Genomic DNA, 12,502 nt, shown 5'->3' on the forward strand with positions numbered 1-12,502 from the left:
ACGCTGTCAAGCGTAATAGCTGAACAGGTTATCTTATACAATACTATTATTGTACATGGACAGTGTCCATGTTTTTTCGCTTTGGGTCAAACGGATACAAAAAAACCGCTTCATAAGAAGCGGTTTAATTCATTAGCATAAGTTAATTGAAAACTTATCGTTTCATCTTTTTACGCTAGCATCGATCAAGCGTTGGTGGATCAGGGGTCGCTGGCACGAGGTGGCCGCTTGGCATTTTCGTGGGTTTCCAGCCCGCTTTTAAGCTCGTGAGTCAACGGATCGTAGTTGGGCTTGAGCTCATCCTTGACGGTGCCACTCCATAGTTTGGAGCCCACGAAATAGCCCGCCCGACCGATAACATGGGCAGCCACCGGCGCCGTCATGAGAATGAACAGGATAATCGCAAAGGAGCGCGCCACCACCCCGACCTCGGCAAAGTGCATGGCCGCCGCTAGCATGATCAGTATCACGCCGAGCGCGGCGGCCTTGGTGGTGGCGTGCATACGGGTCAAAAGATCCGGCAGGCGCAAAAGCCCGATCGCGGCCAGCAGGATAAACAGCGAGCCCCCCAGCAGCAGCGTTCCTTTTATGACATCAATCATCCCGCGGCCCTCCTCTTTCCAAAAAGCGGGCGAAGCCGATCGCGGCAAGAAAGCCCATCAGCGCGATCACGATGGCGGCGTCCAGAAAACTGGCCACTTCGGACTGGACGGCATAAACCCCCACCAGCCCCACCACCGTGGTCGAGAACAGTTCCAGCGCTACGACACGGTCCGGCAGGCTCGGCCCGCGTACCACGCGTACGAAGGTAAGCACCAGCGCCAGCCCCATGATGATCTGGCTAATTAAAATGACGGTACTCATTAGCGAAATAGCTCCAGTGCGCGGTGCTCCATCTCTTTGAGATTGCGCCGCAGCTCGTCCTCATCGTCGAGGAACATGGCGTGAATATACAACACCCGCCGGTCGTCGGAGACGTCCAGGCTCAGGGTTCCCGGGGTCAGCGAGATAAGGTTCGCCACCATGGTGATTTCCATCTCCGTGCGCGCCGACAGCGGCATGGCGATCACACCGGGCTTCATGTGCCAGGGCGGCGTCAAAATATCGAACCCGACGCGCAGGTTCGCCTGGATGAGTTCCTTGATGAAAAACCCGAGAAAGCGAATGATGCGCGGGATGCGCGCGGGATAGCCCTTGAGCGCATCGACCTGGTGCTCGATCAGCACCAGCGCGATATAGCCAAAGATCATCCCCACCAGCAGATTAAGGCCGGTGAAGTCGCCGCTCAGCAGCACCCAGGCAAGGCCGAGCAGCAAATTCCAAATCGCACCGGTCATGGCAATTCCTCCCCAAGCGCGCCGCCCAGTACGGCGTCCACATAGCCTGCCGGGTTGAAGAGCTGCTCGCCGATAATCGTCATGACCTGCATGATCGGTTCGGCGAAGAGACCGATGGCAAGCGACATGAACGCCAACACGATCACGGGCAGATACATGATCCAAAGACTTGGCTTGAGAAGTCGCCCATCATCGCCCACGGGCGTTTGCGCCGCGGGCACCTCGTTATCCTCGGGAAGCGCTTTCCAGAAAACCTCGTTCCAGATTTTCACCATGGAGTAGAGCGTCATTAGCCCCACCGCCAGCGCAATCCCGGTGGCAACGTAGGCTTCGGCCTCAAGGCCTGCGCGAATGAGCACGAACTTGGCAAAAAAGCCGGAAAGCGGGGGTATGCCCGCCAGCGAAAAGGCCGAGACGAAAAACGCCACGGCAAGCCCAGGCGACTGGCGGTAAAGCCCGCCCATCTTCTTGAGTTGGTAGGTGCCCTGCAGCCGATGGGTGATACCGCTGATCAAAAACAGATTCGTCTTCACCACGATGTTGTGCATGATCGCGAACACCCCGCCGGCGATGGCCAGCGGCGTAAATATCGCCAGCCCGAGAATCATGTAGCCGATCTGGCTGACGATATGAAAGGACAAAATACGGCGGAATTCGTACTGCGCAGCGGCGCCCAGCACCCCGGTCACCATGGTCAGCACCGCCCCCCACAGCATGATGTCCTGCAAGTAGCCCATGGTTTGATCGAACATCAAGGTAAAAACGCGAAACAGCGAGTAGACCCCCACCTTGGTCAAAAGACCGGCAAACAGCGCCGACACCGCCACGGGCGGGGTGTGATACGAAGCGGGCAGCCAGAAGAACAGCGGAAAGGCGGCGGCCTTGATACCAAAGGCGACCATGAACATCACCGCCAACACCTCGACCATGCCTGAATGCTCGAGCTGTTCGATGCGCACGGCGATATCGGCCATGTTGAGCGTGCCCACGGTGCCGTACAAAAGGCCGATGGCGGTCAAAAAGATCACCGAGGCCAAAAGATTGAGGGTCACGTACTTGATCGCCCCCTCCATCTGCGCGCGCTCCCCGCCCAGAATCAGAAGCGCGAAGGACGCCACCAGCATGACCTCGAACCAGACATAGAGGTTGAAGATATCGCCGGTCAAAAACGCGCCGGCCACCCCCGCTAGCAGCAAGTGCATCAGCGGGTAGTAGCCGAATTTTTCGTGGCCGCGCCCGGTCGAGGCCAGCGAGTAGATCCCCATGGCCAGGCCGATGATACCGGTCATCAGGATCATCACCGCGCTGAGCATATCGGCGATGAGCGTAATGCCGAACGGCGCCGGCCAACTGCCCATTTGCATGGTCACGTAGCCGTCGTTCAACACAGAGACGAACAGCCAAAGGCTTACGACCAGCAAGGCAACGTTACCCGCCACGGCAAGAAAGCGCTGCATCGGGCGCGAGCGCCAGAAAAGCAGCGACAGCGCCCCGGACAACAGCGGAAGTAAAACGGGCAGTGCAACTTCAGGCCTCACGTGTCGGTATCCTTCATCTTATCCAGGTCGTCTGCCTTGACGATTTCGTAGGCGCGGCGGATCAACACCACGGCAAAGGCCAGCACGCCAAAGGCTATCACGATGGCGGTTAGCACCACCGCCTGGGGCAGTGGGTCGGCCACTTCGCCAAGCGGCTGGTACATACCTTCGGGAATAAGCGGCGGCGCGCCGCGGGTCATCCCCGCCGTCGTAAAGATCAAAAGGTTGGCGGCGTTGGACAAAAGCAGCAGCCCGATCACCAGTTTGACGATGGATCGGCGTAGCATCATGAAGACGGCGGTGGCGTATAAAAGCCCGATCGCCAGGGCCATTATCGGCTCCATAAACGGCCTCCCTGCTCGTTAAGGTTCATCTTTATCCACCTCCATCAATGCCATGACCATACCCACCACCGAGCCCAGCACCGCCAGATACACACCGACATCGAAAATGAGCGGGGTCGACGCCTTGAACTCGATGATCGGGATGGTCCACCACTGGGCAGTCAAAAAGGGCTGATCGAGAAACCAGGCGGGCACGACGGAAATCATGCCCAGCAACAGCCCAATGCCGATCAAATCCCGCGGGTCCAGCATGCGCAGCACCTCTTTGGTGGCGCTTACCCCAAAGGCAAACAAATACAGCGTAAAGCCCCCCGCCGCCACCAGCCCGGCGATGAAGCCACCGCCCGGCTCGTCGTGGCCGCGCAACAATAGAAACACCGAGAACATCAGCTGCAGCGGCATCAAAAAACGCGCCGCCGTGTTGAGGATGATCGTACCTGATTTAACCATCGATAGGCTCCTTGGCCGCCGCTTTATCGTCACTGGCCTTGGCCTCTTCGGGCGCGGTATGACGAAGCTTGAGCATGGCGATCACGCCGATCGCGGCCAGCGCCAGCACGAACATCTCGCCTAGCGTATCCAGCGCCCGGTAATCCACCAAAATCACGTTGACGATATTGCGCCCATGCGCCAGTGGCGCGCTGTTCTCCACCATGTAGGTCGAGATCGACTCGAACTGGTCGATACTCCACGCCGTCATGACCAGCAAAAAGATCAACACGCCCATCGCCGTGGCGATCGCGCCGTCGCGCACGCGCTCAAGGCTGGTCGATAGATTGGAAAAGCGCGGTAGCCTGAACAGTACCAGCACCAGCAAAATGACCGTCAGCGTCTCGACGAGCAGCTGCGTAATGCCCAGGTCCGGCGCGCTAAAGAGGATGAAGATCAGCGCGATGGAGAAGCCCATGATGCCCACCGAGACCACCGCGCCCAGCCGGGAGCGCGAAATGGTCGCGAAAATGGCGCCCATCGCCATGGTGCCCACCACGATGAGCTCGTGAAAGCGTACGTCCAGCTCGAAACTCAAAAGCGGCGTATGGCGCACCAGCAGCGAATAGCCCACCAGCGCGATCAACACCACCAACATGACCAGAATGTAGTTGCGCATATAGCCGTTTTGCAGAATGCGGGTCTGCCACTCGGAGAAGCGCACGATCGCGTTCATAGCGCCTTCGTAACCCGCCTCTGGCCCGCGCCGCTGGATCGGCGCCAGCACGCTGAGCCGGCCACGCACGCTATCCCAGCGTTTGAAGAGCAAAAAGCCCAGCGCCAGACTCACGACCGACAGAATCAGCGCGGCGTTGACGCCGTACCAAAGCGACAGTGACACCTCGAGGGTTCTTCCCACGATGGCGCTGGCCGCCGCGGTCAAAAGTGCGTCGATGCCGAAAAACGCGGGGGCCAACCCGAAAAACAGCGAGCCAAAGGCAAGCAGCGCCGGGCCAATGAGCATGCTCGGCGGCGCCTCGTGGGGCTCGATCGGCGTTGGCCGATACTTGCCGAAGAACGGGCGCAGTGCGACGATGGCCGCCACCGCGATGGTCATGATCGCCGAGGCGAAAGCAAGCCCCAAAAGCACCGCCTGAAAGCCCTCTGCACCGAGCACCGCTTCGAGCATCAGCTCCTTGCCGATAAAGCCAAATAGCGGCGGCACCCCGGAAAGCGAAAGCGCGGTGACGAACGCAATCGTGGCAGTCACCGGCATCACCGTTCGCAGCCCCCCCATCTCGGTCACGTCCTTGGTGCCGGTTTCGTGGTCCAAAATCCCCGCCACCATGAACAGCGCCCCTTTGTACAGGGAGTGGGCCAGCATGAAGGTGACAAAGGCGGTCATGGCGTAGTCGGTACCAATACCCAACAGCATGGTCAGCGTGCCCAACGCCATGATGGTGGAGTACGCCAACAGCTTTTTGATATTGGTATGGTGGATCGCCAAAAAGGCGCCGGTAAACATGGTGAACGCGCCTACCAGCGACAGCGTCCATACCCAAAGCTCGGTGCCACCAAGCTCTGGCTGCAGGCGCGCCATCAGGTAGATACCCGCTTTGACCATGGTGGCGGAATGCAGATAGGCCGACACCGGCGAAGGTGCGGCCATGGCATTGGGTAGCCAGAAGTGAAACGGAAACTGCGCGGACTTGGTAAACGCACCCAACAGAAGACAGACCACCATCGGTACATAAAGCGCGTGCTCGCGAAGGTCTTCGCTTCCAGCCAGTATCTCGGAGAACGACCAGGACCCACTGGCAATACCCAAAAGCACCAGCCCGGCCATTAGCGCAAGCCCGCCCGCCACCGTTACGAACAGGCCTTGCCGTGCTGAGTTACGCGCCTGTAGATCGGTATGGTTAAAGCCGATCAACAGGTACGACGTAATGCTGGTCAGTTCCCAAAACACGAATAACGTCAACAGCCCGTCGGCCATGACAAGGCCCAGCATCGACATCATGAACGCCAGCATCGCCACGTGAAAACGCCCGATGTCTGGGCTGCCTTTCAGATAGCCGCCGGCATAAACCAGCACGCAGGTACCGATGATCGTAATCAAAAGACCGAACAGCAGCGATAGGCCATCGATCATGAAGGTCAGGCTGATGCCCAGTGAAGGCACCCATTGCCACTCTAAAAGCAGCGGGCCTTCTGTGAAGATGCTGCCCGCCTGACTTAAAAGCCACACCGCGATGGCACCAGGAAACAGGGCCAGCAAGAAGCTTGTCTGCTGCCCGAACCAGCGGTTCATCAAGGGGGCTGAAGCGGCCAGTAAAAAACCTAGCAAAATGGCGAGCTGCATCTAACGTGTTCTCCCTGAGTGATGCCCAGGACGATGGGCACACATGTCGCGGCGACTCCATTACCGCAGCGTTGAATAACTGTGATACTAAAGGCGTAAACCTTATAACAGCAAGCCGCGGGTTGCCATCGAGCGCCTGCAAGCACGCGCCCGAAAATTCACTTAGCCTGCTATCTTAATGCTTGAATTTCCTTATATTATTCTCTTAACGCGGCGTTGAAAGCCACCCTCCCAGCTCGGTGTTGATCACCTCGACCAGCGCATCGATATGATCGTCGCGATCATTCAAGCAGGGAATATAACTAAAGGTCTCGCCACCCGCGTGGATAAAGCCCTCGCGTATCTCCTCTTCGACTTCCTCAAGGGTTTCAACGCAGTCCGCCGAAAACGCCGGCGAAATAACCGCTATATGCTTGTGTCCTTGGCGGGCAAGTTCGGCCACGTGCTCGACGGTTTGCGGTCCGACCCACTTTTCCGGGCCAAACTGAGACTGAAACGCCGTGTCGATCTCTTCTTTATCGAAGCCAAGGGTTTCGCGCAGTAGCCGCGTGGTTTTCTGGCAGTGGCAGTGATAGGGATCACCTTCCATCAAGTAACGCTCAGGGACGCCGTGGTAGCTTGCCACCAGCTTGCTGGGCCGGGTCGCGAAACCGCTATACGCCTCTTCTACCGAGTTGGCCAGCGCCCTGAGATAACTCGGGTGGTCAAAGTAGGCGGGGACGGTACGCAGCGCAGGCTGCCACTTCATTTTCATCAGGCTACGAAACGCCTGGTCGTTGGCCGTGGCCGTGGTGGGCGAGCCGTACTGCGGATAAAGCGGAAAGAAGACGATCCGCTCGCACCCCTTCGCTTGCATGGCGTTGAGCACGCTGGGCGTCGACGGATTACCGTAGCGCATGCAAAAATCCACCTCGACGTCATCGCCGTAGAGCGCCTTCAAACGCCGAGCGATTTTGTCGGTCTGCGCGCGGGTAATGGTCAAAAGCGGGCTTTCGTCGTTTTCCGTATTCCAGATGCTCTTGTACGCCTTACCCGAGGCAAAGGGCCGCTTGGTCAAGATAATGGTTTGTAATAACGGCTGCCATTTCCAGTCGGCGTAGTCCACGACGCGTTTGTCGGACAGAAACTCGTTCAGGTAGCGCCGCATGGACCAGTAGTCCGTATTATCCGGCGTACCCAGATTGGCCAGCACCACGCCGACCTTTTTACGCGCCACCGGCGGATGCGACGCCGGCGCGTGCATCAGGCGCCCTTCACCTGGCTGATCTGTCTGAACGGTCTCATTCATGGCCATCGCTCCTGAAGATTTTTAGTAGCGAAAGCTTACCACTTTTCAGCAAATTCGCGGTATGAAGTTATACTATTAACATTATTTGTATAACTACGGATTCAATTATGTCCAGGCCGAACTCTTTTGCGTAAGCTCCCACTAAAACAGGCCGTGCTACGGACAGCCCCCTTCACTCAAGGCTATAAAGGCCGGTAACACCATGAAAAATTCTTTCGACGCCGCCAAAAACGCCGCCGCGCCGGTCACGCTTTTTTACGATGGCCGCTGCCCGTTTTGTCAAAAAGAGGTCGCCTGGCTCTCCAAACATCATCATCGCAATAGGGTGGAGCTTGTCGATATTCGCGCGGAAGGTTTCGAGCCCATGCCTTCGGGGCCGGCTTTCGATGCGCTCATGGGGAAGTTGCACGTACTCGACAACAACGGGGCGTGGTATATCGGAATGGATGCGAGCCGGGCCCTCTATTCAGTGTTGGGCTACCGGCGATGGGTCTGGCTTTCTTGCTTGCCGGGCCTGCGCGGGGTGATGAATGCAGGCTACCTTTTATTTGCCCGCCACCGTGTACGGCTGGGGCAGTGGTACGAAAAACTCGTTGCGGGTGGGTGAAAAATTAAAGCAGCGCCAGGGGTATTAGAAAACCAGCGGCATCCGCGAGGTGAGTGGCTCACTATAGTGCGCAGCGCGGCCGATCATTTCATCGTGGGGCACGTGCTGAACCAGGTAGGCGCGGTGAATACCGGCACGCTTTAACTCGAGATAGACATCGTCGAGGGAGCGGAACAGCATCGGCTTATTCTGCCGGGTCAGCATGTGGCGGCTGCCCTCGACATCTTCGAGCTCTACCTGATAAAAGCGGCTACCCGAATGGGTAATGACGCGAATTTCGAAGTTATCGGACTCTTCGACGAAGCCCTTGAGTGCGTTTAAATCCATGGATCCTTCCTTTTGTTAGGGGTCATGGGGCACAGCGTGACGCCTCCCCATGACATTATTGTTACCGTACATTGTAACGTTAGCGCAAATTCTCGAACTGCGCTTTTGTCACTGCACCAAGGCGCTAAGACGCCCACCTAACAAAAGAGTTCCTGACCGAATGGTTAAACGCGACCCACGGCCCTTTTACGGGGACTGCGCTACTGGTACTGCGAAGGATCGATCGCTTTACCCAGGGAATTACGGTCGATCCAGTTGCCGCCTTTGGTTTCCTTGTAGCGGAACACGACCTTATCGCCTACGACCACGGGCAGTTCGCCATCTTCAGTTTGATAGCTAAAGGATTCACCGTTCACCACCAGGTAGTAGCGGTAAAGATCCGGCATGCCCAGCCACTCCTTGAAAGGACCTTCGCGCTCCAGCGACTCGAGCTCCCCTCGCCCTTCCAGCTTGGGAAGACGTTTGCGGTTACCCCGCTTGAAACCACCACCCGCCATGCTGCTACTCCTGTGTTGCTGACATCTGTTTTTCAATATCTGAATTTAACGACCGCTTTCATATCGGCGGTCATCAAACCTTCGCTAAAACGTTTCGGCTTGAAACCAGGGGGCGGCATTATACGGCCTGGACTCCGGGGCTCAAGTCATTCGCCAAACGCTTGCCCGTAGCTGTCCGGCGCCAGGTCCTCGAACCGGGTGTACTTGCCGATAAAGGCCATGTGTACCGTACCAATCGGCCCGTTACGCTGCTTGCCGATGATGAGCTCGGCAATGCCCTGGTTGTCCGGGTTGTCCGGGTTGTACACCTCATCGCGGTAAACGAAGGCGATGACGTCCGCATCCTGCTCGATGGCCCCGGATTCGCGCAAATCCGACATGACCGGGCGCTTGTTGGGGCGCTGCTCCAGCGAGCGGTTAAGCTGGGAGAGCGCGACCACCGGGCAGCCGAACTCCTTCGCCAGCCCTTTGAGCGAGCGGGAAATTTCCGAGATCTCGCCGGTCCGGTTTTCGGAAAACCCGGGGATCTGCATTAGCTGCAGATAGTCGATCATGATCAAGGACATATTGCCGTGCTCCCGCACGATCCGGCGCAGGCGCGAGCGCATCTCGTTGGGTGAAAGCGCGGCGGTGTCGTCGATGAAAAGCTGCTTGTCCTTCAACAAATTGACCGCCGAGGTCAGCCGCGGCCAATCTTCGTCCTCGAGCTGGCCCGAGCGCACCCGGGTCTGGTCGATACGGCCAAGCGACGAGAGCATACGTAGCATCAGCGACTCCGCAGGCATCTCCATGGAGAACACCATCACCGGCTTGTCGCTGGATATCACCGCGTGCTCCACCAAATTCATGGCGAAGGTGGTCTTGCCCATGGAGGGTCGCCCGGCGATGATCACCAAATCCGAAGGCTGCCAGCCCGAGGTCATTTCGTCCAGGTCGCGAAACCCCGACGAGAGCCCGGTCATCTCACCTTTCATGTTGAAAAGCTCGTCGATACGGTCGACGGCCTTGGTCAACAGCTCGCTCATGCCAATGGGGCCACCGGTTTTCGGCCGCTCCTCGGCAATCTGGAACACCAGCCGTTCGGCTTCGTTTAAAAGCTCGTCTGCCGGGCGGCCCTGGGGCGAGAAGGCGCCATCGGCAATCTGGTTGGCCGCGCGAATCAGCTTTCTGAGCGTGGCGCGCTCGCGCACGATATCGGCGTAGGCGCGAATATTACTCGCCGACGGCGTGTTGCGGGCAAGCTCGGCCAGAAAGCCCAGCCCGCCGACGGTGTCGAGCTGGTCGCGGGCTTCCAGTGCCTCGGAAAGCGTTACCACGTCAAGCGGCTGGCCGGCTTCGGCCAGGTGGATCATGACGTTGAACACCAGGCGATGTTCATAGCGGTAAAAGTCATCCGCCGCCAAGCGCTCCGAGACGTTGTCCCAGGCCTGGTTGTCGAGCATCAGTCCGCCCAGCACCGACTGCTCGGCTTCGAGCGAGTGCGGGGGCAACTTGAGCGCGGCGGTTTCCTGGTCCGTGGAGGACTCCTCCATCGCGGGCTCCTTTCAATAGCGCGATATGCGTGGCGTGGCGGCCACTATCTTACTCAATCGAACCGTTCAACGCCTGGCGTGCGTTAAACGGCCTTCGAGGCGGCTTTGCAAGACGCCGCACGCCTTGCAAAGTCGGCTCAGCTTCGCCCTCGACCATTTCAAAGAGTTTGACCGGTTTTAAGGGGCTTAAACAACAAAGGGCGCGGGAGAACCCGCGCCCTTTTCGGCGTCGATGGATGCGCGAGCGTTACTCGGCAACCACCACAACGCGAACCGATGCGTCGACTTCGGCATGCAGATGCAGGGCAATGTCGTATTCGCCGGTTTGACGAATCGGGCCCAGCGGCATGCGAACTTCGCTCTTGGCAACGTCGATGCCAGCAGAGGAGATCGCATCGGCCAGATCGCGCGGGCCGATCGAGCCGAACAGTTTGCCTTCATCACCCGCTTTGGAGACCAGCGACAGTTCGATGTCGTTGAGCTGCTCCGCGCGTGCTTCGGCTTCTGCTTTACGCTCAGCGGCTTGAGCTTCGAGCTCGGCGCGCTGCGCGTCAAACGCTTCTACGTTTTCCTTGGTAGCCGGTACGGCCAGGCCGTAAGGTACCAGGTAGTTACGGCCGTAACCGGGCTTTACAGTGACCTTGTCACCCAGGCCGCCCAGCTTACCAATCTTGTCGAGCAGAATGACTTCCATCTCGTAAACCTCTAGTCAATTGCTGCGGGTAAGGCGTGCGCGAACGTTCGCGAAAGTATCGATCAGCCCCAACAGCAGCACAATGAGAATCGTGGGCAAGGTTGTGATCAGCAGTACATAAAATACCGCCAGCCACAGCCCGTTCATCCCCTTTAATCCAATAAACCAATGCACTAACGCAATACCGGCCACTAACAGCGGCACCCAGCCAACGATCAGGATCGCTTCGCCGCCCAGCAAAAGCCCCACCACACCAAGAATCGCCAATAGCGCGAACTCTTTGGGGGACAGGCGCAGCGCGTGAAATTCTTCACGAAAGCCGCCGGGATTATAAAGCCCGGCCTGCGCGCTACGCCCCAGTGCCAAACAGGCCACCGACACCAACAAAACGATCAACCCTGTCACACCGCCGACCACCATGGCGGCCAGCGCCCGGGTATCGTAGCCCTGGCGTGCGAACTCGTTGAGCATGTTGTCGATATCAGCCGAGCTCTCTCTTAGCTGCTCGAGCATCAGCTCTGACCCGCCCGGCGGGCTGAAGACCCCTAGCTGCACCATAAAGGCGGCAGCCAGCGTGCCTACGATCAGGGCTTCGCTCCAGCGCATCCGCTCGCGCAGAATGACGGCCATCAGCGTGGTCAGCAGCACGCTTGCCAGCGGGATGACGTCGCCCTGTACCCACCAGAACCCGGCGGGAATGGCGGCAGCCAAAATAACCGGCAGCGCCGGTGCAAACCCGCGGCGCAGAGTCACCAAAGCGGCAACGGCGGCCCCGATCCAAAAGAGCCAGGGCACCAGGGATGCAAGCGCCGCTACGCCAACGGCGTAGGGCGTTTTCTGCATCAGCCAACGTGCCAGTGCCAGCATTACGTCAAGCGCTTATTGGTGGCTATCGGAATAGGGCAGTAGTGCCAGATAGCGCGAACGCTTGATAGCGGTCGCCAGCTGGCGCTGGTAGCGTGCTTTAGTGCCGGTGATACGGCTCGGAACGATCTTGCCGGTTTCGGTGATGTAAGCCTTCAACGTGTCCAGATCTTTATAGTCGATCTGCTTGACGCCTTCAGCGGTGAAGCGGCAAAACTTACGGCGACGGAAAAAACGTGCCATGGATGAGCTCCTTTAAAACGTGCGGTGGAGAAACTTAGGCAGTTTCTTCGGTTTCTGTTTCAGAGTCGGCGTCAGCGTCGTCGTTGCGCGGCTTATCTTCACGACGCGGGCGCTTCTCTTCTGCCGGTTTCATCATCGGCGATGCTTCGGTGACCGCTTCCTTGCAACGGACAACGAGGCTACGGATGATGGCATCGTTGAAACGGAAGATGTTTTCGATCTCTTCCAGGGTTTCACCGGTGCACTCGACGTTCATCAGCACGTAGTGGGCTTTGTGGATCTTGTTGATCGGATATGCCAGATGGCGGCGGCCCCAATCTTCCAAGCGATGCACGGTGCCCGAGCTTTCGGTCACGATGCTGGTGTAGCGCTCGACCATAGCCGGCACTTGCTCGCTCTGATCCGGGTGGACCATAAACACGATTTCGTAATGACGCATG

General features: G+C 58.2%; 16 protein-coding genes. 1 reads left to right on the forward strand and 15 read right to left on the reverse strand.

From position 1 onward, the window contains the following. Positions 1-200 precede the first annotated feature (200 nt). From mnhG to hemH, 8 genes are all read right to left on the reverse strand, one after another. On the reverse strand, positions 201-602 hold the full coding sequence (gene mnhG / locus ACWHRL_RS11720; protein ID WP_447893799.1) for a monovalent cation/H(+) antiporter subunit G: 402 nt from the start codon (positions 600-602) through the stop codon (positions 201-203). Then, entirely contained in the window at positions 595-864 is a 270-nt protein-coding gene (locus ACWHRL_RS11725; protein ID WP_447893800.1) for a monovalent cation/H+ antiporter complex subunit F, read from the reverse strand. The genes mnhG and ACWHRL_RS11725 overlap by 8 nt, the downstream gene beginning before the upstream one ends. Beyond that, a complete protein-coding gene (locus tag ACWHRL_RS11730) occupies positions 864-1,337 on the reverse strand; it encodes a Na+/H+ antiporter subunit E (protein ID WP_447529306.1) in 474 nt (157 codons plus the stop codon). The genes ACWHRL_RS11725 and ACWHRL_RS11730 overlap by 1 nt, the downstream gene beginning before the upstream one ends. Beyond that, complete coding sequence (locus ACWHRL_RS11735) at positions 1,334-2,875, reverse strand: Na+/H+ antiporter subunit D (RefSeq protein WP_447893801.1); 1,542 nt, start codon at positions 2,873-2,875, stop codon at positions 1,334-1,336. The genes ACWHRL_RS11730 and ACWHRL_RS11735 overlap by 4 nt, the downstream gene beginning before the upstream one ends. Then, positions 2,872-3,219, reverse strand: coding sequence for a Na+/H+ antiporter subunit C (locus ACWHRL_RS11740; protein ID WP_447529308.1), 348 nt, complete (start codon positions 3,217-3,219; stop codon positions 2,872-2,874). Before ACWHRL_RS11740 ends, ACWHRL_RS11735 begins: the two co-directional genes overlap by 4 nt. 18 nt (positions 3,220-3,237) lie before the next feature. Then, entirely contained in the window at positions 3,238-3,669 is a 432-nt protein-coding gene (locus tag ACWHRL_RS11745; protein ID WP_447529309.1) for a Na+/H+ antiporter subunit B, read from the reverse strand. Next, the gene (locus ACWHRL_RS11750) at positions 3,662-6,010 is read right to left on the reverse strand and encodes a putative monovalent cation/H+ antiporter subunit A (protein WP_447893802.1); all 2,349 of its coding nucleotides are present in this window, start codon (positions 6,008-6,010) and stop codon (positions 3,662-3,664) included. Before ACWHRL_RS11750 ends, ACWHRL_RS11745 begins: the two co-directional genes overlap by 8 nt. Before the next feature lie 205 nt (positions 6,011-6,215). After that, complete coding sequence (gene hemH / locus ACWHRL_RS11755) at positions 6,216-7,298, reverse strand: ferrochelatase (protein ID WP_447529311.1); 1,083 nt, start codon at positions 7,296-7,298, stop codon at positions 6,216-6,218. A gap of 202 nt (positions 7,299-7,500) precedes the next feature. Here hemH and ACWHRL_RS11760 point away from each other — a divergent pair, with 202 nt between their 5' ends. Then, positions 7,501-7,905, forward strand: a complete 405-nt coding sequence (locus ACWHRL_RS11760) for a thiol-disulfide oxidoreductase DCC family protein (protein ID WP_447893803.1) — start codon at positions 7,501-7,503, stop codon at positions 7,903-7,905. Between the two features lie 24 nt (positions 7,906-7,929). Here the strand turns inward: ACWHRL_RS11760 and ACWHRL_RS11765 are convergent, their stop codons facing one another. The 7 genes from ACWHRL_RS11765 to rpsF all read right to left on the reverse strand — a co-directional run bounded on the left by ACWHRL_RS11765 (position 7,930) and on the right by rpsF (position 12,501). After that, complete coding sequence (locus ACWHRL_RS11765) at positions 7,930-8,232, reverse strand: DUF6482 family protein (RefSeq protein WP_447529313.1); 303 nt, start codon at positions 8,230-8,232, stop codon at positions 7,930-7,932. 200 nt (positions 8,233-8,432) lie between these two features. Beyond that, on the reverse strand, positions 8,433-8,729 hold the full coding sequence (locus tag ACWHRL_RS11770) for a hypothetical protein (protein WP_447529314.1): 297 nt from the start codon (positions 8,727-8,729) through the stop codon (positions 8,433-8,435). Positions 8,730-8,875: 146 nt separating this feature from the next. Then, entirely contained in the window at positions 8,876-10,261 is a 1,386-nt protein-coding gene (gene dnaB, locus ACWHRL_RS11775) for a replicative DNA helicase (protein WP_447529315.1), read from the reverse strand. A 247-nt stretch (positions 10,262-10,508) separates the two neighbouring features. Beyond that, entirely contained in the window at positions 10,509-10,955 is a 447-nt protein-coding gene (gene rplI / locus ACWHRL_RS11780; protein WP_447893804.1) for a 50S ribosomal protein L9, read from the reverse strand. A gap of 15 nt (positions 10,956-10,970) precedes the next feature. Further along, positions 10,971-11,822, reverse strand: coding sequence for a hypothetical protein (locus ACWHRL_RS11785; RefSeq protein WP_447529317.1), 852 nt, complete (start codon positions 11,820-11,822; stop codon positions 10,971-10,973). Positions 11,823-11,834: 12 nt separating this feature from the next. Continuing rightward, positions 11,835-12,062, reverse strand: coding sequence for a 30S ribosomal protein S18 (gene rpsR, locus ACWHRL_RS11790; RefSeq protein WP_009097135.1), 228 nt, complete (start codon positions 12,060-12,062; stop codon positions 11,835-11,837). Between the two features lie 34 nt (positions 12,063-12,096). Continuing rightward, positions 12,097-12,501, reverse strand: a complete 405-nt coding sequence (rpsF, locus tag ACWHRL_RS11795; RefSeq protein WP_447529318.1) for a 30S ribosomal protein S6 — start codon at positions 12,499-12,501, stop codon at positions 12,097-12,099. Between the last annotated feature and the right edge of the window lies 1 nt (position 12,502).

It is taken from the genome of Vreelandella sp. GE22 (genome assembly GCF_968212445.1).

Coding starts and splice junctions, on each gene's coding strand:
- ACWHRL_RS11725 (WP_447893800.1), bottom strand. CDS start 864: ATGAGTACCGTCATTTTAATTAGCCAGATCATCATGGGGCTGGCGCTG.
- dnaB (WP_447529315.1), bottom strand. CDS start 10,261: ATGGAGGAGTCCTCCACGGACCAGGAAACCGCCGCGCTCAAGTTGCCC.
- ACWHRL_RS11745 (WP_447529309.1), bottom strand. CDS start 3,669: ATGGTTAAATCAGGTACGATCATCCTCAACACGGCGGCGCGTTTTTTG.
- ACWHRL_RS11770 (WP_447529314.1), bottom strand. CDS start 8,729: ATGGCGGGTGGTGGTTTCAAGCGGGGTAACCGCAAACGTCTTCCCAAG.
- rpsF (WP_447529318.1), bottom strand. CDS start 12,501: ATGCGTCATTACGAAATCGTGTTTATGGTCCACCCGGATCAGAGCGAG.
- ACWHRL_RS11760 (WP_447893803.1), top strand. CDS start 7,501: ATGAAAAATTCTTTCGACGCCGCCAAAAACGCCGCCGCGCCGGTCACG.
- ACWHRL_RS11740 (WP_447529308.1), bottom strand. CDS start 3,219: ATGGAGCCGATAATGGCCCTGGCGATCGGGCTTTTATACGCCACCGCC.
- ACWHRL_RS11785 (WP_447529317.1), bottom strand. CDS start 11,822: ATGCTGGCACTGGCACGTTGGCTGATGCAGAAAACGCCCTACGCCGTT.
- mnhG (WP_447893799.1), bottom strand. CDS start 602: ATGATTGATGTCATAAAAGGAACGCTGCTGCTGGGGGGCTCGCTGTTT.
- rpsR (WP_009097135.1), bottom strand. CDS start 12,062: ATGGCACGTTTTTTCCGTCGCCGTAAGTTTTGCCGCTTCACCGCTGAA.
- rplI (WP_447893804.1), bottom strand. CDS start 10,955: ATGGAAGTCATTCTGCTCGACAAGATTGGTAAGCTGGGCGGCCTGGGT.
- ACWHRL_RS11730 (WP_447529306.1), bottom strand. CDS start 1,337: ATGACCGGTGCGATTTGGAATTTGCTGCTCGGCCTTGCCTGGGTGCTG.
- ACWHRL_RS11750 (WP_447893802.1), bottom strand. CDS start 6,010: ATGCAGCTCGCCATTTTGCTAGGTTTTTTACTGGCCGCTTCAGCCCCC.
- hemH (WP_447529311.1), bottom strand. CDS start 7,298: ATGAATGAGACCGTTCAGACAGATCAGCCAGGTGAAGGGCGCCTGATG.
- ACWHRL_RS11765 (WP_447529313.1), bottom strand. CDS start 8,232: ATGGATTTAAACGCACTCAAGGGCTTCGTCGAAGAGTCCGATAACTTC.